Consider the following 26,063-nt stretch of genomic DNA (forward strand, 5'->3'; position numbering starts at 1 on the left):
CCGGCCTGTTCCGGCCCGGCCCGGCCTGTTCCGGCCCGGCCCGGCCTGTTCCGGCCCGGCCCGGCCTGTTCCGGCCCGGCCCGGCCTGTTCCGGCCCGGCCCGGCCTGTTCCGGCCTGGCCCGGCGGGGTGTGCGGGGTGAGAGGCGGGGCGGGTGGGTTAGCGGGGGGAGATTGAGCGGTAGTGGGTTTTGTCGGTGTTGGCGAGGCTGTAGGTCTGGGAGCGGGACGGGGTCGGGACGACCACCAGGCCGGGGCGCTCGACCAGCAGGGGAGTGCCCGGGGGAACGGACAGGGAGCTGTCCCGGGTGGCCCGCCAGCTCAGCACCACCAGCGGCTGACCGGGCACCGGCAGTTGGTACGCCTGCAACGGGGTGGCCCGGTCGGCGGGTGAGACGACGGGCGCGCTCCCGTCGGCAGGTCGATAGATCACCGCCGTCATGGCGCCGGCGTCGGTGTCCCAGCTGAGCTGCTGCAACTCGGCCGGCTCGCCGCCGCCGAGGGCCACTTCACCGAGCGAGCGTACGGTGAGTTTCGCCATCGGCCAGGACGTCGGCACCGAGCGTGGGGCGTCCCGGTCCCCGATCCGGCGCGGGATGCTGCCGAAGGGGCCCCGGTCGCCGGACAGCACGCAGGTGTCCAGACCGCTGAGCGCACGCCGGCCCGTGCCGGACTCGTCGCGGACCAACGGGTAGCGCGGGTCGACGGTGCCGGTGCCCAGGTCGAGCAGCCGGTCGGCGGCCCGACCGCGGGGGAGCGACTCCGTGGTTCGCAGGGTCGCGGTCACGCCGACGGCGGTGCAGGACGGCACGTCGACCGGTGCGCTGAGACCGTCCGCGATGGTCAACGTCCGGTCCTTGGGCCCGAGGAGGCTCTGCACCCGGGCCGAGACCAGGTAACGCCGGCCGCCGGCCGTCTGCACCGGCAGCACGTCGGAGTAGACGAGGTAACCCGGATCGGTGTACTCGGTGGCGCGGGTCACCGTGTACCGGTCGCCCTCGCGAGTCAGTTGCAGAAGCCAGGACGCGCTTTCGCCGGGCACGTCGGCGGCCACCAGCGCCACCGGGGCGCCGTCGACCCGACCGGAGAAGAGGATGCCCGACGAGGGCAGGTGTGCGCGGTCGTCGGCCGGAGACCGCCAGCTCCGGACCGCCGCGGTGATCGCCGATGTCGCCGTGGCGTCGCTGGAGAGGTCGCCCCGGGGCGGCCATACGGCGAGGGTGCCGTCCAGGCTGTCGTACCCGACCCGGAGGTCCTGCGGCTTCCGCTCGGCTACCGGACCGCACGCCGTGCCGGCCAGCAGCGCGCTCAGCAGGACGGGAAGCGCCCTGCCGTACCGACGGCCTGGAGTCACCTGGCCCGCCCCCGATCGCCTCACCGTCGCTGTCGGAAAGCGCCATAGTACGAGATGTCCGATGCGGCGCCTCAGTTGGCCGGCATCCGAAGCACCACAATGGACACCACCGGGGGTTTAGGGCGTTTTGGTTGCTCCGGTAGACTCCGCCGACTGTGACGCCTGCCGAGTCCCGCGCCCTGCCCGCGCCGCACCCGGAGGCGGTAGCCGACTCCGCCGAGCTGGTGAGCTACCGCACACCGGCCGGTCTCTTCGCCGGCCCGCCCGCGCTGGCCGCCCCCACCACAGCGCCGGCCGATCCCGAAGCGCCGGCCGACCCGGCCACAGCGCCGGCTGCCCCAGGAGCGCCGGCCGAGCCCGAAGCGCCCGCCGAGCCCGAAGCGCCCGCCGAGAGCGCGGTGCCGGCCGAGAGCGCGGTGCCGACGCGAGCACGGTGGCGGCGGTGGACTCGGCGTCGGCAGCATCTGGCGGTGGGCGGGCTGTTTCTGCTCGCCGCACTCTGGGTGACCAGCCGGATCTGGCTGGACCCCTCCGGTCGGGTGGCCTCGCTCTACACCGGTGACCCGGCGCAGGTGCAGTTCTTCCTCGCCCACTCGGTACGCGTGGTGCTGCACGGCGAGTACCCGTTCTACACCGAGCAGTTCAACTACCCCGACGGTGTCAACCTGATGGCCAACACGGCCGTGTTGGCGCTGGGCATCCCGATGGTCCCGGTGACGCTGCTCTTCGGGCCGGCGGTCTCCTTCGTGGTGCTGGTCACGCTCGGTCTCGCCGGCACCGCGATGGCCTGGTACCTGATGCTCTCCCGCCACCTGGTGCGTACCCCGCTCGCGGCTGCGGTCGGCGGCTGGTTCTGCGGGTTCTCGCCCGCGATGCTCTCGCACGCCAGTTGGCACCCGAACATCATCAGCCAGTTCCTGCTGCCGTTCATCGTGTGGCGGGTGCTGGTGCTCACCCGCTCCGGAAAACCGGTTCGGGACGGGGCCCTGCTCGCCCTGCTGGTCACCGCGCAGGCGTTCATCAACGAGGAGATCCTGCTCTTCACGGCGCTGGCCTGCGGCGTCTTCCTGCTGGCGGTGCTGGCCCAGGAGCCGGCCCGGTGGCGAGCGGCCTGGCGGCCCCTGGGCGTCGGCGTGGTGACCTGCGCGCTGCTGGCGGGGGCGCTGCTGGCGTACCCGCTCTACGTGCAGTTCGCCGGGCCGATGGCCTACCACGGGCTCAGCGACGCGGTGAAGGACTACGGCAACGACATCGCCGCCTTCTTCGCCCCCGGCTCGCCCACCCTCGGCGGCAACCAGCGAGCCAACATCAACCTGGCGCCGAACTATTCCGAGGAGAACGCCTTCTTCGGCTGGAGCCTGTCGATGCTGGCCATCGGCATCGTGGTCTGGCTGCGCCGGGAGTTGATCGTTCGGGCGCTCGCGGCGACCGGCGTGTTCTTCGCCGTGCTCTCCCTCGGCGAGCGGGTCTCCTGGTGGGACCGCGAGCTGATCACCGGACCGTGGCAGTGGTTGGTCCACCTGCCGCTGCTGGACGCGGTGGTGCCGACCCGGTTCGGGCTCATCACCAGCGTGGTGATCGGCCTGCTGCTGGCGCTCGCCGTCGAGCGGGCCTGGGCGCTACGCCCGGCCGACCGCCGTACCGTCCGGGTGCTGACCGCCGCGGGTCTGGCTTTCGCGCTGCTGCCGATCGCACCGATGCCGCTGCGGATGGTCTCCCGGCCGCCGGTGCCGGACTTCATCACGGCGGACCGGTGGCGGGCGTACGTCGGGCCGGACCAGACGCTGGTGCCGATCCCGGTGCCCAGCATGGGCAACACGCACGGCATGCGCTGGGCGGCGGCCACCAACCTCGACTTCAAGATCCCAGGCGGTTACTTCCTCGCGCCCCGCAACGGCAACACCGGTGACGCGGGCCGGTTCGGCGGTCGTCCCAGCGGGGTGGGTCAGATGCTGGAGGAGGTGGCGACCACCGGGCGTACGCCCAAGCTTGACGACCGGCAGCGTCGGCGCTTCGCCGACGAGTTGCGGCACTGGCGGGCGGCGATCCTGGTGCTGCCGGTGCGGCAGCAGAACGTCGAGCCACTGCGTCGTACTGTCGAGGAGCTGGTCGGTCCGGGCCGCCAGGAGTTGGACGTGTGGGTCTGGGACGTCCGGACGCTCACCGACCGTTCGGTCTGATGACCACCGGGACGACGTCCCCGAACATCTCGCCCCCGGCGACGGTCGGCGCGTCCCGCTCGGCCTGGCTGCGGGACGCGCTGGTGGTGGCCGGCTATCTGGGCCTCGCGGTGCTGGTGACCAGCGGGCAGTGGGGTCACCCGTGGCGGCTGTTCCACCAGGCGGGTGACCAGATCCTCTTCGAGTGGATGCTGGCTCACGCGGCGCATGCGGTGGTCGAGGGGGAGAACCCGCTCTTCAGCACCGGGTTGAACGCGCCCGACGGGGTCAACCTGATGGCGAACACGTCGGTGCTCGGTCTGGGTGTTCCGCTCACCCCGGTCACAGTGCTCTTCGGCTCGCAGGTGGCGTTCTGCGTGGCTGTCGTCTGCTGCCTCGCCGGGACGGCCGTCGCCTGGTACGTGCTGCTGCGCCGCCGGCTGGTCGGCACCCGGGCCCCGGCCGCGGTGGGTGGGCTGATCTGTGGCTTCGCCCCGGGCATGATCGCCCAGGCGGGGGCCCACCTGCACATCGCCGCCCAGTTCCTGGTGCCCGCGATCCTCGCCCTGGTGTTCCGGCCGGCCTCGGAGACGACACGAGACGGCGTGTGGCGGCCCGGCGTCGCCCTGGGACTGCTGCTCGTCTGGCAGGTCTTCATCGGCGAGGAGGTGCTGGTCTTCCTGGTGCTCGCGGCCGGCGTCTTCGCGTTGGGTTACGCGCTCGCCGACCGGGTGGCCGCACGACGGCTGGCGCCGGCCCTCTTCGGTCGGCTCGCGGTGGCGGCCGGCGTGGCGGGGGTGCCGCTGGCGTACCCGTTGTGGTTCCAGTTCTACGGCCCGCAGCACTACTCCGGGATGGCGTTCGCCACGCAGGGCTTCCAACTGGACGTCGCCTCGTTCACCGCGTCGGCCCGGCAGACCGTGCTGGGTGACGACTGGCTGCCGGGGCTGCTCTCGCCGAATCCGACCGAGGAGAACTCGTTCTTCGGCCCGGGCCTGCTGGTGCTCGCCGTGGTGATCGTGATCTGGCAGTGGCGACGACCGCTGGTCCGGGCACTGGCCGCCTGCGGCGTGGTCTTCGCCCTGCTCTCGCTCGGCGACGAGTTGCGGGTGGACGGTGCGGCCACCGGCATTCCGGGGCTGTACCGGCTGGTCGGCGGGTTGCCGTTGCTCGATCTCGCGGTGCCGGCCCGGTTCGCGCTGGTCTGCGTACCGGTGCTGGGGGTGCTGGTGGCGCTGTCAGTGGACCGGGTCCGGGCCGCGCGGGGGCCGGGTGTGGCACCGGGCCTACCGGTGCGGCTGCTGTGGGCCGGCGCGGTCGCCGCCGCGTTGCTGCCCCTGTTTCCGACGCCGATCCGCGTGGTGCCGGTCGCGCCGGTGCCGGGGTTTCTCGCCGCCGGTGGCTGGCGTCCGCTGGTGCCGCCCGGTCGGACGGTGGTCGCGGTGCCCCCGGTCACCGGTGCCGGGCGCAGCCCGGTGATGCTCTGGTCCGCCCGTACCGGTCTGGGGTTCGCCGCGCCGGGCGGTTACTTCATCGGCCCCAGCGGCCCGGACGACCCGGCGGCCCGCTGGGGTTCGCCGGACCGGCCCACGTCGGTGCTGTTGCGGCAGGTGGCCGAGACCGGCGTGGTGCCGGTGCTCGACGAGATCGACCGCCGCCAGGTGGTCGAGGACCTGCGGCACTGGCGTGCCGCCGTGGTCGTACTCGGGCACCTGGAGCACGGTGACCCGGTCCGCCGAACCGTCGACGACCTGCTCGGCCCGGGCCGACCGGTCGACGGCGGATGGTTGTGGGACGTCCGGGACCGGGTCGGCTGACTAACCCACCAGGGCGCGCACGTCCCAGACCCAGACGTCGTCGACCCGCTGCGGTGGCCCGATCAGGGCGGTGACCAGCTCACGGAGCACAGCCTCGCGGGGGTGCGCCCCGAGCACCACCACCGACGCCCGCCAGAACCGTAGGTCCTCGACGGCCTGCCGGCGGTTCTCGTCGGTCAGCGCCGGAACGGTGCCACTGTCCATTGTCGAGTAGACGAGGGTGCTGGTCGGTCGGTTCGGCGCGCCGAAGACCCCCTCACCCAGCTCGTTCGGGCCGATGAAGTAGCCGCCCGGAACGGGGAACTCCTGCCCGGTCAGCGCACTCCACCGCAGCGTCGGCAGACCGTGCACGTTGCTCGGGATCGGCACCGGCACCAGGGTGCGACCCGCCGGCACGTACGGTCGCCAGCCGCCCGCGGTGATGAAGTGCGGCGGCGGGTCGATCTGCTGAGCGGGCAGCGGGCGGGGGAAGAGCGGCAGCACGGCGAGGGCAACCGCCGCGTACCCCACCGGGCGCAGCCACCGGCGGCGGGAGGCGGCCGGCGCGGCCGGCGCGGCCGGCTCGGCGTCGGTCGTCGCCGGGGTCGCGTCGTCGACGCGCTGGGCCGGCACCCGCGGCCGGTCGGCCACCGCGCGCCCCTGGCGGTGCGCGGCGTCCCAGGTCAACGCGAGCAGTACGCCCACCGCGGCCGCGACCACCAGCGTCAACCGGGTCGGCATCATCATCTCGACCAGCGGCAGGTCGTCCGACACGTACGACCACGGGCCGCGCACGCCGGTCTCCACACCGTTGAAGCGCACGAACGGCCCGATCGCGGCCACGCTGAACACCACGATGAGCACCGCGGCAATCCGGGCGGCCAGCGAGCGGCGTACGAGCAGCACCAGAGCCACCACCGAGAGCAGCACCAGCGGCCAACCGAACCAGGTGTTCTGCTCGGTCAGACCGATCGTCTTCTCCACTGCCGGGTCACCGGCCCAGGTGTCCCTGGCGAACGTGACGAAGGCGACCAGGTCCTCGCCCCAGTTGTGGAACACGCCACCCTGCAGCCCCCGGTAGGACTGCGGGCCGTTGAACTGGAACCAGATCGGGTACGCGGTGAGCACCAGCGCCAGCCCGCCGGCGACGCCGAGTCCAGCCAGGAAGGTGCTGGCGGCGGCCCGGGTGGCGCGCGGCCGCTGCACGGCGTACGCCAGCACGATGACCAGGCAGGCCAGCGCGGTGAGCAGCAGCATCTCCTCGTTGATGAAGATCTGGTACGCCACCAGCGCACCGAGCACGAGGCCGTTGCGTCGCCACCGGCCCGGCTCACCCAGGGTCAGCACCCGCACCACGATCAGCGGGAGCAGGAAGTTGGAGACGAAGTTCGGTTGGCCGTTGGCGTGGTGGATGATTCCCGGCGCGAAGCCGAGGAACGCGCCGCCGACGAACGCCGCCGCCCGGGAGCGCACCAGGTGGCGGGAGAGCATCCAGTACCCGGTGCCGGCGGTGGCGGCCAGCGCCGCGCCCAGGTAGACGGCGTACATCACCTGGGGGCCGAGCAGCATGGTCAGCGGGGCCAGCGGCAGGGTCACCCCGAGCAGCGAGGTGTTGGCCATCATGTTCACCCCGTCCGGGGCGTTCTGACGGGCCGTGAACAGCGGGTTCTCCAGGTGCCGCACCGAGTACTCGCCGTGCGCGAACAGCCACTCGAACCAACTGTGGTCGGTGGGCAGGTGCGAGGAGACCCGGCCGTTGACGTCACCCCAGTAGTTGAGGCAGACGAAGACGCCCAGCAGCACATAGGCTCCGAGGGCCAACAGGTCGGCTCGGGCCGGACGGCGTCGAGGCCGCCGTGTCGACTCGGCCTCGACCGGGTCGGCGTCGGTCACGGGAATCAGCGAAGGGTCTACCACCGGCACAGCCACGACGCGCCATCGTACAGGCGGGGTTCCGTCACTTTTGCCGGGCCGGTGCGCTGACGGTCGGTTTGCCGGGCGGTGACTCGTCGGCCAGCCTTACCTGGTGACGGAAGGACGGTCGTTGTCGATCATCGAGCTGGGCGAGATCAGCGACGAGCCCACGTCGGCACCTCCGGTTCGCCGCCCGCGCGCCGTCGATCGCCCGCTGCGCAGCGCGACTGTGTTGCTTCTCAGCCTGGTGATGCTGGCCGGTGCCGCGCCGCCGACGCAGCGCACGGTGAGCGTGGTGCCGGGGTCGCGGATGGCCACCGCGTATCTGGCCGGGGACGGGGTCTACGTGGTCGATCCGCCGGCACCCGACGGGGAGCGGTACCTGACCGCGTACGCCCAGCCGGCACCGACCGGCGTCGGGGTGCGGCGGCGGTGGCAGGCGCCGCTGGCCCGCACGGCCAACTACCTCGAGGTCCGGGTCGAACGGGGTCTGGTGCTGGCGCTGGCGGTCAACGCCCCGAACCGGCGGTTCCAGACCACCGCCTTCGACAGCGCGACGGGCCGGCAACGCTGGCAGCATCCCGGTGCTCCCCAGCCGACCCCCGGCGGTGGCCTGCTGGTGACCAATGGCCGGGAGGACGGGTCGGGCGCGATGAGCGGGGTCGAGCCCGGCAACGGCCTGGTGCTCTGGTCGGTGCCGCTCCCGCCGGCCGCCAGCCCCACCTACCACCTCACGTCCGAGGGGCAGGTCGACCGGTTCGTGCTCCTGCAACCGACCGGCGAGGTGCAGGTGCACGACGCCGACACCGGCCAGCTGCTGCGCAGCATCGACACGCTGTCCGGTGACCGGTCGGCGTACCAGCGGGTGCAGATCGTCGACGACCTGCTGCTGCTCGTTCCGCCGGGCAGCACCCGGCTGGTGAGCTTCGGGCTGGCCGAGTTGGAGCCACGGTGGACGGCGGAGGTGACGTTGGTGTCGCATGTGCTCGAATGCGCCGGTCTGCTCTGCGCGGTGCCGCAGACCGGCGGCCTCCAGGTGCTCGACCCGGCCACCGGCTCGGTGCAATGGTCGGAACCGGGCCAGGACGTCCTGGCCGACGTCCGGTACGGTCGGCTGCTGATGGCCAGGCCCGGCCAGGGGTACGCGGTGCGGGACGCGGCCACCGGGCAGGTACGAACCGAACTGGGCGTGTGGAGTCTGATGCCGGTGCTGGGGCCGGACGATCCGCTGGTCGGTGTGCGGCGAAGTGACGACGGTCGGATGGTCGTCGCCGAACTGGACCTGGTGGCCGGTCGGACGCGGATCGTCGACGTGCTGCCGGGTATCGCCGGCAGCTGCCAGGCGTCCCTGCCGGTCCTGCTCTGCCAGCGCCTCGACGGCACCACCGCGCTGTGGCGGTTGACGCGATGACCGGGCCGGTGATCGACCTCGGTGAGCTGCGGCACGACCCGGACCCGGACCCGGTGCCCCGCCCGCCCCGCGCTCATGGTCGTCCGCTGCGCTTGGCGCTGGTCGTGGTGCTCGCGCTTGTCACGCTCGCCGGCTCTGTCGTCACACCATCCCGGCCGGCCCCGGTGACGCTGCCGGTCCGGTCCGGGTCCGACGTCATGGTCGACGGTGACCTCCTCCTGGTCCTGGAGCCGACCACCACCACGACCCGACGGACGCGGGTGTCCGCCTATCGGTTACCCGGCGGCGAGCCGGTCTGGCAGGCGCCGCTGTCGGCGGAGGCCAGGTACTGGGGGATGACCCCACTGGCCGGGATGCTGCTGGCCACCGGCTACGAGATCGGCCCGGACGGTCGGGACACAATCACCGTCGCGCTGGACCGGGCGACCGGGGCGTACCGGTGGCAGCAGCCGGGCACCGTCTCCAAGCTGACCGACGGCAACGTGCTGCTGCGTAGCGGCGGCGAGACCTTACCGTCCACTCTGCGCGCGGTCGATCCGTGCTGCGGCACCGTGCGATGGCAGCTCTCCGGCGCCAGCGCCGAGACGACTGTGCGGGGCACCGAGCGCGGGGTGGACCGGGTGGTGCTCAGCGAGGCGGACGGGCCGGTCGAGGTACGCGACGCGATCACCGGCGCGGTGCTGGCCCGCGCCGACCTGCGCCCGCCCGACGGTGGTCGGATCGGCCTGGACCTGACGAAGGACCTGCTGCTGGCCATCGACAGAGGCTCGGGCACCGTCACCGCGTACGGGCTGGACCAGCTTGACGCCCGCTGGACCCGCGCCAGGCTCCATGTCGACTTCGCGCTGGACTGCGGCCCCGTCCTGTGTGTGCGCACCGGCAACAACGAGCTGCAGGCGCTCGACCCGGCAACCGGCGAGGTGCGCTGGAGCAGCACCCAGTGGGGGTGGGCCTGGCCGACCGGCGGCCGGCTGATGGCCAACATCAGCGGAATCGGTCCGCTGGAGCAGTACATCGTGCTCGATGCGCTGACCGGCCAGCAGGTGGCGGACCTGGGCCGGTGGGAGCTGTACCAACTCGGTCCCGGCGGCCGGTTGGTCGGCATACGGCGGCACCCCGACGCAGGAGTGCTCGTCGGTGAGTTGGACGTCGGCGCCGGAGAGGTGCGCATCGTGGACGTGCTGCCCGACGCCACCGGGGAGTGTCAGGCGATCACCGGCTACCTGGTGTGCAGTGCGGCCGGCGGGTACCAGCTCTGGAAACTGACCGACTGATCACCAGTTGGCCTGGGCGGGTGGCGGGGGCAGCGGCACCGACGCGGGTCGCAGCACGTACGCCACCCCACCGCTGCCGCGTTGCCAGACCGCCTCGAACGCCTGCCGGGGCACTGTGCGACGGACCGCGTCGTCGTCCGGGGCGTACGGGTCGTTGAGCACCGGGTCGCCGTCGGCGGTGAAGCCGACCAGGACCATCAGGTGCCCACCGGTGTCGTACCCGAGCCCCGGCACCTCGTCGGCCCGGAACGCGGCGGAGACGATCAGGGGGATGCCGGCGGCGACGAACTCCTCCGCCTCGACCAGCGACCGCAGCCGGGTGACGAACGCGTCCACCCCGTGCAGACCGGCGTACGCGGTGTTGAACGGCCAGTTGCCGGCCCCGGCGTACGCGTGGTCGTAGCAGTGCCGGGCGGCGTGTACCACCACCGGACGCGGGCCGGACGGCTCCACCCAGGCGTAGCGGTCCGGCGTCGGCTCGGCGCCCCAGTAGGCGAGCACCATCGAGGTGCAGGTGGGGCTGCACCAGGAGTCACCGCCACCACCCCACTGCGGGTACTGGCCGGCGTGCAGCCGCTGCGAGTAGCGGGGCACCTCCAGCACCCGGCCCCAGGCGGCGGACGAGACGGGTTCCCCCGCGTAGCCCTGGTCGACCGTCGCGGGGCCGGTGGCGACAGCGCCGATGCTGCGCAGCACCGGCCCGGTCGGGTTGCCGGCGGGCCGGCACAAGGTCACCCGCGTCTGCCAACCGGTGACCGTCGCTCCGGTCACGATCAGGGTGTCGGTGTCGACCCGGGCGGCACTGTCGCGCTGTCCGGGCAGCGAGGTGCGCCGTACGGTGTCGTCGCCGGCGGCCCAGCGGGCCAGCCGGTACCAGTCGGTGCTGGGCGCGTCGTCGTGCCAGCCGCGCAGGTCGACCTCGATCCAGCAGCCGTCGGGGGTGTCCGCCGTCCAGGACGGCACCACCTCGGCGACGGCGAAGCCGACAGGTACCGGCGGCGACGTCCAGGTGCCCCGTTCGGCGACGCCGTCGAGGATGAGCCCTCGACCGCCGGCGAGCAGGCCGTCGCCGCTGCCGCTGGTCAGGTCGGCCGGCAGGTGGAAGGCCCGGTAGGCGATGTCCCGCCGGGTGGGTGGTGCCGCAGTGGTCATGCCAGTCCGTTCGTCGCTCGATACCGCCGGCCAGCATCGCGTACGCCGAGGTGGCCCGCAACGCCGGCCGGCGCGGACGGCGAGGGACGATGGTTGCCCGCCGGCACTAGGTTGTCGGTGGTCAGCAGCGAGGAGGCCGGGATGCGGGTACTGGTGGTCGAGGACGAGCGCAACCTCGCCGACGCGATCGCGCGGGGGTTGCGCAAGCGGGGCATGGCTGTCGACGTGGCGTACGACGGCGACGCCGGCCACGAGGCGGCGTTCGTCACCCGGTACGACGTGGTGGTGCTCGACCGCGACCTGCCGGGTGTGCACGGCGACCAGATCTGCGCCGACCTGGCGTCCTCCGGCGCGTTGACCCGGGTGCTGATGCTCACCGCCAGCGGCACGGTGGCCGACCGGGTGGAGGGCTTGCAGCTCGGCGCTGACGACTACCTGCCCAAACCGTTCGCCTTCGACGAGCTGGTCGCCCGGGTGCAGGCGCTGGGCCGGCGGGCGACCCCGGCCGCGCCTCCGGTGCTCGAACTGGCCGACCTGGTGCTCGACCCGGCCCGCCGGGTGGCCACCCGCGGCGGGGTGCCGGTGGACCTCACCAACAAGGAGTTCGGGGTGCTCAGCGAACTTCTCAGGGCGCGTGGCGCGGTGGTCTCCAGCGAGGAGCTGCTGGAACGGGTCTGGGACGCAAACACCGATCCGTTCACCACCATCGTCCGGGTCACCGTGATGACGCTACGCAAGAAGCTCGGCGACCCGCCGTTGATCGAGACGGTGGTCGGTGCGGGCTACCGCACCGCCGAGGTGAGCGCGTGAGCCGCCGGCTGCGACCCACTCTGCGGTTGCGGCTGACCCTGCTCAACGGGGTGCTGCTGGTCGGGGCCGGAGCGATCCTGGTGTTGCTGGCCTGGCTGCTGGTCCGCGACGCGTTGCGACCCACCGACGAGTTGGTGCCCGGCACGATCGTGCTGCTCTCCGACGGCCGGCGGATGGACGCCGCCGAGTGGCAGCGGCAGTTGGTCGATGCCGCCTCCGGGGAACTGCTGGCCAAGGGCCTGGTCGCGCTGCTGGCGATCAGCGTGGTCGGGGTGGCCGGCGCGTACGCGGTGGCCGGTCGGGCGCTGCGCCCACTGCACCAGGTCACGGCGACCGCCCAGCGGCTGGGTGAGGCGACCCTGGACCAGCGGATCGGCTACTCGGGCGCCGACGACGAGGTGGCCGAGCTGGCCAAGACGTTCGACGCGATGCTGGATCGGATCGCGTCCGCCTTCGAGGCCCAGAAGCGTTTCGTGGCGAACGCCTCGCACGAGCTACGTACCCCGCTGGCGGTGATGCGTACGGAGATCGACGTGACGCTCAGCGACGACGACGCGGACACCGCCGAGTACCGACGGATGGCGACAGTGGTCCGCGACGCCTCCGAGCGGGCCAACGGCCTGGTGGACGCGCTGCTGGTGCTGGCCCGCAGCGAGGCGCAGGCCGGACGGCAGCTCGGCCGGCGTACCGAGTGTGACCTCGCCGCGGGCACCGCCAACGCACTGTCGGCGATGCGCCGCGAGGTGGAACGGATCGGCCTGCGGGTGCAGACGTCGCTGGAGTCCGCGCCGGTCGTCGGCGATCCGGGGCTGCTCGACCGGTTGGCCGGAAACCTGATCGAGAACGCGGTCCGCTACAACCACCTGCACGGTCGGCTCTGGGTGCGTACCGGCACCGACGGTGACCGGTCCTGGCTGGTGGTGGGGAACACCGGTTTCGAGGTGGACCAGGCCGACGTGCCGGGGCTGTTCGAGCCGTTCCGCCGTGGTGGCCGGGAACGCACCGGTGCCCGTGGCTCCGGCCTGGGGCTGTCCATCGTCCGGGCGGTCTGCACCGCGCACGGCGGCACCGTACGGGTGGTCGCGCAGCCTGGCGGTGGCCTGGAGGTCACTGTCACCCTGCCGTCGTCGGACGCCCCGACGGCGTCCGCGACGGTGTCCGCCGCCAGCTGACCGGGGTTGCGCACCTCGCTCGGCCGATGGCACGATCACGTCGTCAGCTCGACAGGGAAGGGGGTGCGTCGATGTCCACCAGTCTCGGCTCCGCGCCCCGGGTCAGCGTCGGCTGACGTCCCGGAGGCGGAGCGCCCCCGCACGGGTCGGGCGCTGATCGCCCACTCGAAGGGGAACCAGTTCCTGCGTGGTGCGCCGGGTACACGGGCCGCACCACGTCACCACCGTGGAGGACCACTGTGAGTTCGACGATCCACAACATCAGCATCGACTGTCACGACACGTACGCCCTCGCCGGCTTCTGGTCGCAGGTCTTCGACTGCCCCCGGCAGCCCGACGACTTCCCGGGCGACCCGGAGGCGATGCTTCTGCCCCCGGGTGGCCCGGAGGTGCTGTTCATCGAGGTGCCCGAGGGCAAGACAGTGAAGAACCGGCTGCACCTGGACCTGCAACCCGCCGACCGGACCCGGGCCGAGGAGGTCGAGCGACTACTCGGCATCGGCGCGACGCTCGTCGCCGACCATGTCAGCCCGACCGGTGGAGGTTGGGTGGTGCTCGCCGACCCCGAGGGCAACGAGTTCTGCGTGCTCGGCAACGCCGACGAACGGGCGGCAGCGGCGGCGGCGCGGGCAGCGGCAGCGGCGCTCGCCACGTCGGAGGTTGCCGAACCGGCCTGATGGTCGACGTACGGCACCGGGGCACCAGCCACCTTCGCGTGGCCGGTGCCCCGGCTTCCCGCTGTCGGGGCGGGGCCTGATCGCGAGATCCAGGCGGTGGCCGGGCCGTGTCGCGGTGACTAGACGAAGGCTGTCGCGCCTTCGTACTGCGCCGTCGGGGCGGCGCCGACATGCTCGTACTCGAGCAGGAGCAGGCCCTTCGCCGTCGCTTCGTGGTGAACCAGTCGGAGGCCGACGGGCGCGTTCGGGTGGTCGAGCAGCCGCCGCCCGGAGCCGGCCACGGTGGGGGCCACGACGAGTCGGAGTGTGTCGACGAGGCCAGCGGACAACAGAGCCTTGCCAAGTCGTGCGCTTCCGTGAATCTGGAGCTCCCGTCCTGGCTGCGCCCTGAGCTCCCCGACGCTGTGGATCGGGTCGCCGTGGAGCACTGTCGTCGGGTGCCAACCACCCTCCGCCAGGGTGTTGGTCACGACGTACTTCGGTAGTGAGTTCATCCGTTCGGTGAACGGATCGTTCGGGTCGGTGATCTGCGGCCAGTCGCGAGCGAACGCCTCGTAGGTCCGCCGTCCGAGCAGCAGACCGTCGGCGAGACCCAACCACTGCGAGGTGCGGCGGACGAAGACCTCGTCCAGGTAGGGCACGAGCCAGCCGCCCAGGGTGAAGCCGCCGCTCGTGTCCTCGGTCGGCGAGCCGGGCCCCTGGCTGACGCCGTCGAGAGTGACGAACTCGGTAAGGACGATCTTCACAGCGCCTCCTGGCTCTCGGCGAGCCCGGCGAGTTGTTCGGTGACCGAGCCCCAGCCGTCCGCGAAGCCGATCTTCTCGTGAAGGTCACGAGCGGCGGGATCACCGTGGCGGACGATGATCCGGTAGTCGGTGCCGTCCGGATGCTCCTTCATGGTGATCTCCGCCGTCATCGGGACCGGGGTGGGATTCGCGGGCCGCCAGGCGCTGTCGATCACGTTGGTGAACACGATCCGTTCGAGGTCGTCGACGACGAGGAAGCACGCGTCGAGGTGCGGGACGAACTCCACCCCGTCGTCGCTCAGTCGGGTCACGAGTGCGCCACCGGGCCGGACGTCCAAGCGGTCGACGCGGCACAGTGCCGGTGCCGGTATCCACCACTTCTCGAAGCGGGACGGGTCGGTCCAGGCGGCCCACACGGTGGCGCGGGGGGCGCGGATGACCCGCGCCATGGTCAGGTCCAGGTCGGGATTCATTGCTGGTTCTCCTGCTGATCGGTGACGAGGCGTTCCAGGCGATCCGTGCGCTCTTCCCAGACCCTGCGCTGCTCCGCGAGCCAGTCGTCGACGACAGCGAGGCGCTCGCGGTTGAGCACGCAGGTGCGCACCCGGCCGGACTTGGTCGTGTGGATCAGCCCGTTCGACTCGAGCGTCCGCACGTGCTTCATGAACGAGGGGAGGGTCATCGGAAGTTCGCGGGCGAGGTCGCCGACGCTTGTCGGACCGTGGCCGAGGCGTCGGATGACCCAGCGCCGGGTCGGGTCGGCGAGGGCGACGAACACGCCGTCGAGCTGCGCCGAATACTGTGCCATGCGGCTAAGTATTTCGGGAGATGATACTTAGCGCAAGGGCAAAGTATTGGCGGCCGCGGGGAGTGCGCTGACGTGCCACCGCCGGTCGGTTGGCGTGCCTCAGGAGAAGCAATCGGGGCCCCGGCCACCTTCAGGTGGCCGGGGCCCCGGTCGCGTACGGATCAGGACTGCTGCTCGACCTGGCCCCGGATCGCGGTGAACTCGGCCTTCGCCTGGTCGGCGGACTTGAAGTACATCACCACCATGCCCAGGCTGCCCCGGTCGGCCCAGACGCAGATGCCCAGCGGCACGGTCTCGGCCTTGCCGTCGCCGCAACGCGCCTCACCGCCGAGCGGGCCGGCGTCGACGGCCGTCATCGTGTCCACCGTCAGCTGCTTGGACAGGCCGTCCACATAGGCGTCCAGCTCCTTCTTCGGGTCCGACAGCAGCCCGGACACGCCCGCGATCATGACGAGGTCCTGCTTGGTCGGGTCGCCGTAGAAGGCGGCGACAGTGCTCGTCTCGTTTCCCGCCGCCGTCTTCATCCCGGCGACCGCCTGCTCAGCGGCCGTCAGGAGCTCCGGGTTGGTGAGCTTCGGCCGGCCGGCGAGGGTGGTCGGCGCGACCACCCGGGTCTTGCTGGCGTCCAGCGCTTCGTTCACCGGCCCCTTGGCGACGGCCCAGATGATCGCCGCGCCGCCGACGCAGAGCACCAGCACCACTGCCAACACGATCAGCACGATCTTGCCGACGTTCGACTTCTTCGCCGGGGGAGGACCGCCGGCCAGGTTCGGGTCACCGTACGGCTGACCCGGCTGCGCGTGTGGGAAGCCAGGCTGGGCCGGCGGGAAACCGGGCTGCGCGGGCGGGAAGCCCTGCTGCGCGTACGGCTGACCCGGCTGCGCGGGCGGGTAACCACCGGGCTGCTGCGGCTGTCCCTGCTGCTGCGGCGGCGGCCACCCGCCAGGCTGCTGGCCCGGCTGCTGCGACGGGTCGGGGGAATCGTGCGGCGGGCCGTAGGGATTGGCCGGCGGCTGAGACATCAGTCAGCTCCAAGATGGGGTTGCAAAACGCGTGATCCTAACCCGCCGCGATGCCCGCCGCCGTCCCCGCGGAAACCCGCATCCCGCGATCGTCTGACCACAAACGGTCGCGGTGGCCGGTCCGTCCGATAGGGACGATCCGACCACCGCGACCGTGGTGCTGCGATCTGTCAGGCGGGCAGGCTCGCCGCGCCGGGCGGCAGGAACCGCTGGCCGGTGACCCGCTCGGAGGTGCCGGTCCGGTCCAGGTACGGCGTGACACCGCCCAGGTGGAACGGCCAGCCGGCGCCCAGGATCATGCACAGGTCGATGTCCTGCGCCTCGGCGACCACGCCCTCGTCCAGCATCAGCCGGATCTCCTGCGCGAGCGCGTCGAGGGCGTTCTGGCGCACCTGCTCGGCGGTCAACGGCTGGTCACCCACCACGAGCAGCTTGGCGACCTCCTCGTTGACCTCGTCATCGACCACGATCGGCTGACCGGAGTCGGCGATCCGCTTGAGGTTCTCGCTGACCCCGAACCGGTCCGGGTACGCGGCGTGCAGGGTGCCGCCCACGTGGTACGCGACGGCCGGCCCGACCAACTGGAGCAGAGCGAGCGGACGCATCGGCAGGCCCAGCGGGTCCAGTGCGCTGTTCGCCACGTCCAGCGGGGTGCCGGCGTCGACGGCGGCGAAGACGGTGCCCAGGAAGCGGGTGAGCAGCCGGTTCACCACGAACGCCGGAGCGTCCTTGACCAGCACGCTCGACTTCTTGAGCTGCTTACCCACAGCGAACGCGGTGGCCAGGGTGACGTCGTCGGTGCGCTCGCCCCGGACGATCTCCAACAGCGGCAGCACCGCCACCGGGTTGAAGAAGTGGAAGCCGACCACCCGCTCCGGGTGCTCCAACTCGGCGGCCATCTCGGTGATCGACAGCGAGCTGGTGTTGGTGGCGAGCACCGCCTCCGGAGAGACGACCTTCTCCAACTCGGCCCAGACCTGCTTCTTGACGCCCAGGTCCTCGAAGACGGCCTCGATGACGAAGTCGGCGTCGGCGAACGCGCTCTTGTCGACAGTGCCGCTGACCAGGCCGTACAGCTTGGCGGCGGTGCCCTTGTCCATCCGGCCCTTGGTGACGGCCTTCTCGATCTGGGTGTGCACGTAACCGACGCCCTTGTCCACCCGGGACTGGTCGAGGTCGGTCATCACCACCGGCACCTGGAGGCGGCGGGCGAACAGCAGCGCCAGCTGGCTGGCCATCAGACCCGCGCCGACGATGCCGACCTTGGTGATCGTGCGAGCCAGGCCCTTGTCCGGTGCGCCGGCCGGGCGCTTGGCCCGCCGCTGCACCAGGTCGAACGCGTACAGGCCGCTGCGCAACTCCTCGGAGAAGACCAGGTCCGCGAGGGCCTCGTCCTCGGCGGCGGTGCCGGCGGCGAAGTCGCCGTCCTTCGCCGTCTCCAGCAGGTCGAGCGCCTTGTACGCGGCCGGGACCGCGCCGTGCAGCCGCTGGTTCAGCGTCTCCCGGGCGAAGTAGAGCACGCCCGCCCACATGTCCTTGTCGACCTCGGGTCGGGTCACTGTGACCTGACCGCGGACCACGCCGGCAGCCCACTCCAGGGACCGCTCCAGGAAGTCCGCCGGCTCCAACAGGACGTCCGCGATGCCCAGCTCGGCGGCCTGCTTGGGCTTGAGCATCTTGTTCTGCATCAGCGGGTTCTGGATGATCACCTGGGTCGCGGCGGGGATGCCGATCAGGTTCGGCAGCAGCTGGGTGCCGCCCCAGCCCGGCACCAGACCGAGGGACACCTCGGGCAGCGCGAGGGCCGCCGCGCCCCCGGAGAGCGTCCGGTAGTGGCAGTGCAGCGCCAGCTCCAGGCCACCGCCCATCGCCGCGCCGTTGACGAACGCGAAGGTGGGAACGGTGCTGTCCTTGAGCCGGGCGAAGACCCGGTGGCCGAGCCGGCCGATCTCCAGCACCTGCGCGCGGTCGGCGAGCTGCGGCAGGCCGACGATGTCCGCGCCCACGCAGAAGATGTACGGCTTGCCGGTGACCGCGATGAACGCCGGGTCGGCGGCGAGCGCGGCGCTGATCGCCTCGTCCAGGCTGGCCAACCCACCCGGGCCGAAGGTGTTCGGCTTGGTGTGGTCAAAGCCGTTGTCCAGCGTGATCAGGGCGGCGGGCCGGTCCAGCCCCGGCACGTTCACCTGGCGCAGCAGCGCCCGGGTGACGACCTCGTTCGGTGCCTTCACTTGTTGCCACCCTCCCAGTGCGGGTTCTCCCAGATGACAGTGCCGCCCATGCCGATGCCGATGCACATCGCCGTGAGGCCGTAGCGGACCTCGGGGTGCTCGGCGAACTGGCGGGCCAGCTGCGTCATCAGCCGTACGCCGGAGGACGCGAGAGGGTGACCGATGGCGATCGCACCGCCCCACGGGTTGACCCGCGCGTCGTCGTCGGCGATGCCGAAGTGGTCGAGGAAGGCGAGCACCTGCACGGCGAAGGCCTCGTTCAGCTCGAACAGGCCGATGTCGTCGATGCTGAGCCCGGCGAGGCGCAGCGCCTTCTCCGTCGACGGGATCGGGCCGACGCCCATCACCTCCGGCTCGACTCCGACGAAGCCGAACGACACCAGCCGCATGGCGACCGGCAGACCCAGCTCGCGGGCGGTGGCCTCGTCGGCCAGCAGGCTCGCGGTGGCGCCGTCGTTCAGGCCGGCCGCGTTGCCCGCGGTGACCTTGCCGTGCGGGCGGAACGGGGTCTTCAGGGTGGCGAGCTTCTCCAGCGAGGTGTCCCGCGGGGCCTCGTCCACGGTGGCCAGGCCCCAGCCGCCCTCGGCGTCGCGGATCGACATCGGCACCAGGTCGTCCTGGAGCTTGCCGTTGGCGTACGCCTTGGCGGTCTTCTGCTGCGAGGCGAGCGCGAACGCGTCGGTGCGTGCCTTGGTGATGTGCGGGACCAGGTCGTGCAGGTTCTCCGCGGTGGAGCCCATCACCAGCGCGGACGGGTCGACCAGCTTCTCCGCGATGATGCGCGGGTTGGGGTCGACGCCCTCACCCATCGGGTGGCGGCCCATGTGCTCGACGCCACCGGCGATGGCGATGTCGTACGCGCCCATGGCGATGCCGCTGGCCACGGTGGTGACCGCTGTCATCGCCCCCGCGCACATCCGGTCGATGGCGAAGCCGGGAACGGTCTTGGGCAGCCCGGCCAGCAGGGCGGCGGTGCGGCCGATGGTGAGGCCCTGGTCGCCGATCTGGGTGGTGGCCGCGATGGCGACCTCCTCGACGCGCTCCGGGGGCAGCTGCGGGTTACGACGCAGCAGTTCCCGGATGCAGCGGATCACCAGGTCGTCGGCGCGGGTGTTGGCGTACATGCCACCCGCCTTGCCGAACGGGGTACGGACGCCGTCGACGAAGACGACGTCGCGAACTTCACGGGGCACTTGAGCCTCCTAGCCGAGGGGCACGTTGCCCCGAATGCTACTCGTCAGTAACCAACCCCGTCCCGACCCCCCGCTGTGGCCCACCCCACATCGGCGCGCGCCAACGCCCTGTTGATCATGAAGTTGTTGCCATCGGCATCGGCGTGTCCTGGCAATAACTTCATGATCAACGGGCGGGGCGGGGCGGGGTTAGGGGGTTGGGGTTTTTGGGGTCAGGGCTTCGGTCAGGTCGGAGATGAGGAGGCCGATCTGCCACTCGCGGGCGTTGAGGCCGCGCAGGGTCTCCGCCACCGACTCCTCGGTGATCTCCTCCGGCGGGGTCCAGGCCAGCCGGCGGACCGAATCCGGAGTGATCAGGTTTTCCGGCGGCAGGTTGTGCTCGCCGGCGATGCGGATCACGACCTCCCGGCAGCGGGCCAGCCGACCGGCCGCCACCGGGTCCCGCTCGGCCCATCGGTGTGGTGGGGGCGGGCCCTCCACGGCCGGCGAGACCGGCAGGGAATCCTCCGGTAGCTGCCGGGCGTCGTCGAGCGCGGCGAGCCAGGTGCGGGCCAGCCGACGGACCGACCGACCGCCGAAGCCGGGCAGGGTCAGCAGGGTCTTCTCGTCCTTCGGGTCCAGCTCGGCCGCGGCGATGATCGCCGAGTCGGGCAGCACCCGACCGGGAGCGGCGTCGCGCCGGGACGCGATCTGGTCCCGGGCGTACCACATCGAGCGGACCCGGGCCTGCGCCCGCGCCCCCCGCAGCCGGTGGATGCCCGAGGTGCGCCGCCACGGCTCCGCCCGAACCCGGGGTGGGCGTGCCCCGGTGCGGACCAGCGCGGCGAACTCCTCCGCGGCCCAGGCCGACTTGCCCTGCCGGGTCAACTCGGCGTCCAGCGCGTCGCGCAGGTCGGTGAGCAGCTCCACGTCGAGGGCGGCGTACGTCAACCACGACTCGGGCAGCGGTCGGCTCGACCAGTCGGCCGCCGAGTGGTGCTTCTCCAGGGTGAACCCGAGCAGCTGCTCGGTGAGCGCGGCCAGCCCGACGCGTTCGAACCCGGCCAGCCGAGCTGCCAGCTCGGTGTCGAACAGTCGGCGTGGACGCAACCCCACCTCGGCCAGGCAGGGCAGGTCCTGGCTGGCCGCGTGGAGGACCCACTCGGCCTCACCGATCACCGCGTCCAGCGCGCTGAGGTCGGGCAGTGGCAGCGGGTCGATCAGCGCCGTGCCCGCACCGGCCCGGCGAAGTTGAACGAGGTAGGCCCGTTGGCTGTAGCGGTAGCCGGAAGCCCGTTCGGCGTCCAGCGCGACCGGGCCGGTGCCCGCCGCGAAGCGGGCCACGACCTCGGCAAGCTCGGCCGGGGCGGCCACCGGATCGGGGGTGCCGTCACGCGGGGCGATCAGCGGAACGGGCCCACCGTCGGCCGGGTCAGCCCCCTCGCCCGCCGGCTGCGGCTGGGCCGACGGCGGGTGCTGGGGTGCGTTTCCCGGAAGTTCTTCGGTGGGCCGACGGCGCAGGGGTGGTTCGTCGGTCACCTGCCAACCCTAGTGCGCGCGGAGATCCGGCGGGTGCAGCCGGTCCGGCGTGTGTCGATCAGGTGTCCGCAAGATGTCCTCCCGAGGGCCGAACGTCAGGCTGCGCCGGCCGGGCGGCGGTCGGCGAGGGCTGTGACGCCCGGTGGGGGGAGCCCGGCGGTGGAGGCGAGCAGGGCGCACCAGCCGAGCAGGTGCGGGGTCAGGTCGTCGTCGACCGGCGTCCAGGACGCGCGAATCTCGATGTCACCGATGGTCGGTGGCCCGGCGAGATCGCCGAACCGGGTCGACATGGTCTGTGTCACCGTTCCGCCGATCGCCCGGTGGCCGGCGTCCTGGGCGTCCAACGCGTCGGTCAGCCACGTCCAGCCGACCCCGGGCAGCAGCGGGTCGGCGGCCAGATCGACCTCCAACTCGGCTGTCACGTAGGTGACCAGCCGCAGGGTGCCCTGCCACGCCTCGTGCCCGACCGGGTTGTGCAGCAGGATCAGCCGACCGGTCGCCACCTCGTCGTCGTCGCGCAGCACTGTCGCGGCGAGCGCGAACGCGTACGGGGCCAACCGCTGGGGGGCGCCGACCTCCTCCAGGGTGATCTCCGGCCGGGGGGCGGCCGACCGCAGCCCGGCGACCGCGCGGGCGAACGTCTCCGGGAGCGCGATCGGGGGGGCCATGTCGGCAGCCTATGCCGCCGTTCGTCGCCCGCTTCGACGGCGCGCCGACGCTCGTGAAGGGCACCGGGCGTAAGGAACGGTGCCCTTCCTCTCACCCCCACCCGGTTTCCGGTGGTGGGCGTGGCACGATTGCGGCGATGACCACGGACACCACGGGCACTGTCGCCCGAGACGGAGAATCCCGCCCCGGCGGACCGGCCGACTCGGCCTTCATTCGGGCCTGCCGACGTCGGCCCGTCCCGCACACCCCGGTCTGGTTCATGCGCCAGGCCGGCCGCTCCCTCCCGGAGTACCGGGAGATCCGGGCGAGCGTGCCGATGCTGGAGTCCTGCCGGCGCCCGGAGGTGGTCACCGAGATCACCCTCCAGCCGGTGCGCCGCCACGGCGTGGACGCGGCGATCCTGTTCAGCGACATCGTGGTGCCCGTCGCCGCCGCCGGGATCGACCTGGACATCGTGCCAGGCACCGGCCCGGTGGTCGCCGAGCCGATCCGCACCGCCGCCGACGTGGAGCGCATCCGCCGGATCACCCGCGACGACGTCTCGTACGTCGACGAGGCCGTCCGGCAGTTGGTGGTCGAGCTCGGCGACACCCCGCTGATCGGTTTCGCCGGTGCGCCGTTCACGCTGGCCAGCTACCTGGTCGAGGGCGGGCCGTCGCGCACCCACGCGAAGACCAAGGCCCTGATGTACGGCGACCCGGAGTTGTGGCACGCGCTGTGCGCCCGGCTGGCCGACGTGACGCTTGCCTTCCTGCGGGTGCAGATCGAGGCCGGCGTCTCCGCCGTGCAGCTGTTCGACTCGTGGGCCGGCGCGCTCTCCGAGGCCGACTACCGCCGTTTCGTGCTGCCGCACTCGACCACCGTGCTGAGCGGGCTGGCTGACGACTGCTCCGGGTCGGAGCGCGGCGACAGACGCGCCGAGCCGGAGCGGTCGCCCGCCGGGGTGCCCCGGATCCACTTCGGGGTGGGCACCGCCGAGCTGCTCGGCGCGATGGGCGAGGCCGGGGCCGACGTGGTCGGCGTCGACTGGCGTACGCCGCTGGACGTGGCCACCGGCCGGATCGGCGCGGACAAGGCGGTGCAGGGCAACCTGGACCCGTGCGTGCTGCTCGCGCCGTGGCCGGTGGTGGAGGCCGAGGTGCGCCGCATCCTGGAGCAGGGCCGGGCGGCCCCCGGGCACGTGTTCAACCTCGGCCACGGGGTCATGCCGGAGACCGACCCGGAGGTGCTGACCCGGGTGGTCGCGCTGGTGCACGAGCTGTCCAGCCGCCGAGCCGACCAGGGCTGACCGGAATGCGGCGGCCCTGGCGGGTGGCGGTGGTCGGCGGCGGGATCGCCGGGCTGGCCGCCGCGGTCCGCCTGCGCGACCGCGCACCCGCCGGCACCGAGATCACTGTGTACGAGCAGTCCGGCGCGCTGGGCGGCAAGCTGCGCACCGGGGAGCTGGCCGGTCAGCCGGTGGAGTTCGGCGCGGAGTCTTTCCTGATGCGCGACCCGACCGGCGCCGAGAGCGCGGCGGTGGCCCTCGCCCGCCGGCTCGGGCTGGCCGAGAAGATCGTGCACCCCACTGTGGGGCAGGCCGCGCTGGTCATCGACGGAGGGCTGCGCCCCATCCCGGGCGGCACCCTGGTGGGCGTACCCGGGGATCTGGATCGGGTGGCCACTGTCGCCCGCCCGGCCGCGGACGCCGACACCGACGGCGGTCGGCCGCTGGTCGGGCCGGACGCTGACGTCTCGGTGGGCGCGCTGGTCCGGTCCCGTTTCGGCGACGAGGTGGTCGAGCGGCTGGTCGACCCGATGCTGGGCGGCGTGTACGCGGGCCGCGCCGACGATCTTTCCCTGGTCACGACGATGCCGGCGCTGGCCCGCACGGCCCGGGTGGAGCACACCCTGGTCGGTGCGGTCCGGGCCGCGCAGGCCGCCGCGCCGCGCGTGCCCGGCGCCCCGGTCTTCGGCACCCTCGCCGGTGGGCTCAGCACCCTGGTCGAGGCCGCCGTGACGGCCAGCGGCGCGACGGTACGGCGGGACGCCGCAGTGCGCGAGCTGACAGCGACCGACACGGGTTGGCGGCTCACCGTCGGCCCGACCCGCGACAGTGAACTGGTCGACGTGGACGCTGTGGTGCTGGCCGTGCCGGCGCGTCCGGCGGCGCGGCTGCTCGCCGGCCCCGCGCCGACGGTGGCGGCGGGTGTCGGCGCGCTGGACTACGCGAGCGTCGCGCTGGTCACCATGGCGTTGCCGCAGCCGCGACTACCCGAGCTGTCCGGCTTCCTGGTGCCGAGCACCGAGGGCCTGCTGATCAAGGCGGCGACCTTCTTCACCACCAAGTGGGGGCACCTGCGCCAGCCGGACGGGCTGGCAGTGGTACGCGCCTCGGTGGGCCGGTACGGCGAGGAGGCGCATCTCCAGCGCCCCGACGCGGACCTGGCGGCCACCGTGCACCGGGAGTTGTCTGCGGTGCTCGGCACCTCGCTGCCCGCCCCGGTCGACGGGCACGTGCAGCGGTGGGGCGGCGCGCTGCCGCAGTACGCGCCGGGGCACGCCGACCGGCTCGGCGCCGCGCGGACGGCGCTGCGGGCCGCGCACCCCACACTGGTCCTCGCCGGCGCCGGCTACGACGGCGTCGGCATCCCGGTCTGCGTCCGCTCCGGCGAGACGGCGGCCGAAGAGATCATCACAGCACTGGGAGGATCGGCGAGATGACCGAGCAGACCAACGCGGCCCGGTTGCGGGAGCTGAACGACAGCATCCGCTACACCATGTGGTCGGTGTTCCGGGCCAGCTCCCCGCTGCCGTCGCTGCGGGACAACGTCACCGGCGAGGTGGTGTCCCTCTTCGACGAGCTGGCCGGTAAGGACGTGGTGGTCCGGGGCGTGTACGACGTCTCCGGGCTGCGCGCCGACGCGGACGTGATGATCTGGTGGCACTCCGCGTCCCCCGACGCGCTCCAGGACGCCTACCTGCGGTTCCGCCGCACCACGCTGGGCCGGGCGCTCACCCCGGTGTGGTCGCAGATGGCGCTGCACCGGCCGGCGGAGTTCAACAAGAGTCACATTCCGGCGTTCCTGGCCGGTGAGGAGGCTCGCCCCTACATCTGCGTGTACCCATTCGTCCGCTCCTACGAGTGGTACCTGCTGCCCGACGCCGAGCGGCGCGAGATGCTGGCCGAGCACGGCAAGATGGCCCGCGGCTACCCGGACGTGCGGGCCAACACCGTCGCCTCGTTCGCGCTCGGCGACTACGAGTGGATGCTCGCCTTCGAGGCCGACGAACTCCACCGGATCGTCGACCTCATGCGGGACCTGCGCGCCTCCGGCGCCCGCCGGCACGTCCGCGAAGAGGTCCCTTTCTACACCGGCCGCCGCCGCTCAGTAGCCGAAATCGTCAACTGCCTGGTCTGACGGCCCCCAGCCTTCCGCGCGCCCGCCCCGCCCCGCCCCGCCCCCGCCCGCCCGCCCCCGCGATCTTGCACTTTCTGCCCCGACGAAAGGGGCATAGGCCGCGATCTGGCAACCGAAAGTGCAAGATCGCCGCGCCGGCTGCCTGGACGAGGGGCGCTGGGGTTGGCGAGGCGGCACGGGGTTGACGGGGCGGCACGGGGGTTGGCGAGGCGGCACGGGGGCGCCTCGCTCAGCGTGACTGGGTGAGGTGTGGTGGTTGGAGGGGGCGGAGCATGATCTGTTCTGGGCGTACGCCGTCGGGCATCAGGTCGCCTGGCTCGTCGGTCAGGCGGAAGCCGGCGCGGTGGTAGAGGGCCTTCGCGCGCGCGTTGTCCGTCCTGACGGAGAGCCGTAGCCGCTCGGCACCGCGCTTCTGGGCCCAGCGCGCCACCTCGTCCACCAGGCGGTCGCCGACACCGCTGCCGCGAGCGTCGGGGTGCACCCACATCGAGATCAGGTCCACCATGAGCGGGTCAATCGTGGGTACGCCGCTCGACATCCCAACCGGACGCCCGGCCAGGACGGCCACCAGGTTGAGTGAGCCGGGGATGCTCAGCCGGTCGCGCCAGCGCTGTTCGCGGTCGCCGTCGCCCTGCCAGTCGGCGAGCCGTGAGCCGAACGCTTCCGGCGCCTCGGCGAGGGCGGCAAGCCGCAGCTCCCGCCAGGTGGGCCAGTCGTCGGAGGTGAGCACCAAGATGTCGATCATGCGGCGATGGTGC

General features: G+C 72.4%; 22 protein-coding genes. 10 read left to right on the forward strand and 12 right to left on the reverse strand.

Features of this window, described 5'->3' with window-relative positions; translation table 11 throughout:
• Nucleotides 1-158: 158 nt before the first annotated feature.
• Nucleotides 159-1,352, reverse strand: coding sequence for a hypothetical protein (locus tag ACGF3C_RS24275; protein ID WP_393225401.1), 1,194 nt, complete (start codon nt 1,350-1,352; stop codon nt 159-161).
• A gap of 224 nt (nt 1,353-1,576) precedes the next feature.
• Between ACGF3C_RS24275 and ACGF3C_RS24280 the strand changes: the two genes are divergently transcribed.
• Both ACGF3C_RS24280 and ACGF3C_RS24285 read left to right on the forward strand, forming a co-directional pair.
• On the forward strand, nt 1,577-3,532 hold the full coding sequence (locus tag ACGF3C_RS24280) for a hypothetical protein (protein ID WP_393225766.1): 1,956 nt from the start codon (nt 1,577-1,579) through the stop codon (nt 3,530-3,532).
• Entirely contained in the window at nt 3,532-5,328 is a 1,797-nt protein-coding gene (locus ACGF3C_RS24285) for a hypothetical protein (RefSeq protein ID WP_393225404.1), read from the forward strand. Before ACGF3C_RS24280 ends, ACGF3C_RS24285 begins: the two co-directional genes overlap by 1 nt.
• Here the strand turns inward: ACGF3C_RS24285 and ACGF3C_RS24290 are convergent, their stop codons facing one another.
• The gene (locus ACGF3C_RS24290) at nt 5,329-7,200 is read right to left on the reverse strand and encodes a hypothetical protein (RefSeq protein ID WP_393225407.1); all 1,872 of its coding nucleotides are present in this window, start codon (nt 7,198-7,200) and stop codon (nt 5,329-5,331) included.
• A 133-nt stretch (nt 7,201-7,333) separates the two neighbouring features.
• Between ACGF3C_RS24290 and ACGF3C_RS24295 the strand changes: the two genes are divergently transcribed.
• Both ACGF3C_RS24295 and ACGF3C_RS24300 read left to right on the forward strand, forming a co-directional pair.
• Nucleotides 7,334-8,632, forward strand: coding sequence for a PQQ-binding-like beta-propeller repeat protein (locus tag ACGF3C_RS24295; protein ID WP_393225410.1), 1,299 nt, complete (start codon nt 7,334-7,336; stop codon nt 8,630-8,632).
• On the forward strand, nt 8,629-9,906 hold the full coding sequence (locus tag ACGF3C_RS24300; protein WP_393225413.1) for a PQQ-binding-like beta-propeller repeat protein: 1,278 nt from the start codon (nt 8,629-8,631) through the stop codon (nt 9,904-9,906). The genes ACGF3C_RS24295 and ACGF3C_RS24300 overlap by 4 nt, the downstream gene beginning before the upstream one ends.
• On the opposite strand, the gene ACGF3C_RS24305 is transcribed toward ACGF3C_RS24300, so the two are convergent.
• A complete protein-coding gene (locus ACGF3C_RS24305) occupies nt 9,907-11,058 on the reverse strand; it encodes a peptidase C39 family protein (protein ID WP_393225416.1) in 1,152 nt (383 codons plus the stop codon).
• 141 nt (nt 11,059-11,199) lie between these two features.
• Here ACGF3C_RS24305 and ACGF3C_RS24310 point away from each other — a divergent pair, with 141 nt between their 5' ends.
• The 3 genes from ACGF3C_RS24310 to ACGF3C_RS24320 all read left to right on the forward strand — a co-directional run bounded on the left by ACGF3C_RS24310 (nt 11,200) and on the right by ACGF3C_RS24320 (nt 13,717).
• Complete coding sequence (locus ACGF3C_RS24310) at nt 11,200-11,868, forward strand: response regulator transcription factor (protein WP_357220939.1); 669 nt, start codon at nt 11,200-11,202, stop codon at nt 11,866-11,868.
• Nucleotides 11,865-13,040 (forward strand): sensor histidine kinase, encoded by a 1,176-nt coding sequence (locus ACGF3C_RS24315; protein ID WP_393225420.1) that lies wholly within the window; start codon nt 11,865-11,867, stop codon nt 13,038-13,040. The genes ACGF3C_RS24310 and ACGF3C_RS24315 overlap by 4 nt, the downstream gene beginning before the upstream one ends.
• A 239-nt stretch (nt 13,041-13,279) precedes the next feature.
• The gene (locus ACGF3C_RS24320; protein WP_357220945.1) at nt 13,280-13,717 is read left to right on the forward strand and encodes a VOC family protein; all 438 of its coding nucleotides are present in this window, start codon (nt 13,280-13,282) and stop codon (nt 13,715-13,717) included.
• 119 nt (nt 13,718-13,836) lie between these two features.
• Here the strand turns inward: ACGF3C_RS24320 and ACGF3C_RS24325 are convergent, their stop codons facing one another.
• From ACGF3C_RS24325 to ACGF3C_RS24360, 8 genes are all read right to left on the reverse strand, one after another.
• Nucleotides 13,837-14,463, reverse strand: a complete 627-nt coding sequence (locus ACGF3C_RS24325) for a dihydrofolate reductase family protein (RefSeq protein ID WP_393225423.1) — start codon at nt 14,461-14,463, stop codon at nt 13,837-13,839.
• On the reverse strand, nt 14,460-14,936 hold the full coding sequence (locus tag ACGF3C_RS24330) for an SRPBCC domain-containing protein (RefSeq protein ID WP_357220951.1): 477 nt from the start codon (nt 14,934-14,936) through the stop codon (nt 14,460-14,462). Before ACGF3C_RS24330 ends, ACGF3C_RS24325 begins: the two co-directional genes overlap by 4 nt.
• Entirely contained in the window at nt 14,933-15,271 is a 339-nt protein-coding gene (locus ACGF3C_RS24335; RefSeq protein WP_357220954.1) for a metalloregulator ArsR/SmtB family transcription factor, read from the reverse strand. Before ACGF3C_RS24335 ends, ACGF3C_RS24330 begins: the two co-directional genes overlap by 4 nt.
• 161 nt (nt 15,272-15,432) lie before the next feature.
• Nucleotides 15,433-16,293 carry a hypothetical protein gene (locus tag ACGF3C_RS24340; protein WP_357220957.1) on the reverse strand — a complete coding sequence of 287 codons (861 nt, stop codon included), beginning with the start codon at nt 16,291-16,293 and terminating at the stop codon, nt 15,433-15,435.
• A gap of 170 nt (nt 16,294-16,463) precedes the next feature.
• Complete coding sequence (locus ACGF3C_RS24345) at nt 16,464-18,524, reverse strand: 3-hydroxyacyl-CoA dehydrogenase NAD-binding domain-containing protein (RefSeq protein ID WP_393225428.1); 2,061 nt, start codon at nt 18,522-18,524, stop codon at nt 16,464-16,466.
• Nucleotides 18,521-19,717 (reverse strand): thiolase family protein, encoded by a 1,197-nt coding sequence (locus ACGF3C_RS24350; protein ID WP_091400648.1) that lies wholly within the window; start codon nt 19,715-19,717, stop codon nt 18,521-18,523. Before ACGF3C_RS24350 ends, ACGF3C_RS24345 begins: the two co-directional genes overlap by 4 nt.
• Before the next feature lie 189 nt (nt 19,718-19,906).
• On the reverse strand, nt 19,907-21,235 hold the full coding sequence (locus ACGF3C_RS24355) for a ribonuclease D (protein WP_357220963.1): 1,329 nt from the start codon (nt 21,233-21,235) through the stop codon (nt 19,907-19,909).
• Between the two features lie 95 nt (nt 21,236-21,330).
• A complete protein-coding gene (locus ACGF3C_RS24360) occupies nt 21,331-21,903 on the reverse strand; it encodes a DUF3000 domain-containing protein (RefSeq protein ID WP_357207090.1) in 573 nt (190 codons plus the stop codon).
• A gap of 137 nt (nt 21,904-22,040) precedes the next feature.
• Here ACGF3C_RS24360 and hemE point away from each other — a divergent pair, with 137 nt between their 5' ends.
• The 3 genes from hemE to hemQ are packed head-to-tail and all read left to right on the forward strand — an operon-like array spanning nt 22,041 to nt 25,305.
• Nucleotides 22,041-23,192, forward strand: coding sequence for a uroporphyrinogen decarboxylase (gene hemE, locus ACGF3C_RS24365; RefSeq protein WP_393225432.1), 1,152 nt, complete (start codon nt 22,041-22,043; stop codon nt 23,190-23,192).
• A gap of 5 nt (nt 23,193-23,197) precedes the next feature.
• The gene (gene hemG / locus ACGF3C_RS24370) at nt 23,198-24,607 is read left to right on the forward strand and encodes a protoporphyrinogen oxidase (RefSeq protein WP_393225435.1); all 1,410 of its coding nucleotides are present in this window, start codon (nt 23,198-23,200) and stop codon (nt 24,605-24,607) included.
• Entirely contained in the window at nt 24,604-25,305 is a 702-nt protein-coding gene (gene hemQ, locus ACGF3C_RS24375; protein WP_196921722.1) for a hydrogen peroxide-dependent heme synthase, read from the forward strand. The genes hemG and hemQ overlap by 4 nt, the downstream gene beginning before the upstream one ends.
• A 229-nt stretch (nt 25,306-25,534) precedes the next feature.
• Here the strand turns inward: hemQ and ACGF3C_RS24380 are convergent, their stop codons facing one another.
• A complete protein-coding gene (locus ACGF3C_RS24380; protein WP_393225439.1) occupies nt 25,535-26,050 on the reverse strand; it encodes a GNAT family N-acetyltransferase in 516 nt (171 codons plus the stop codon).
• Between the last annotated feature and the right edge of the window lie 13 nt (nt 26,051-26,063).

Source organism: Micromonospora sp. NPDC047762, from assembly GCF_043204655.1.
Classification (GTDB): Bacteria; Actinomycetota; Actinomycetes; order Mycobacteriales; family Micromonosporaceae; genus Micromonospora.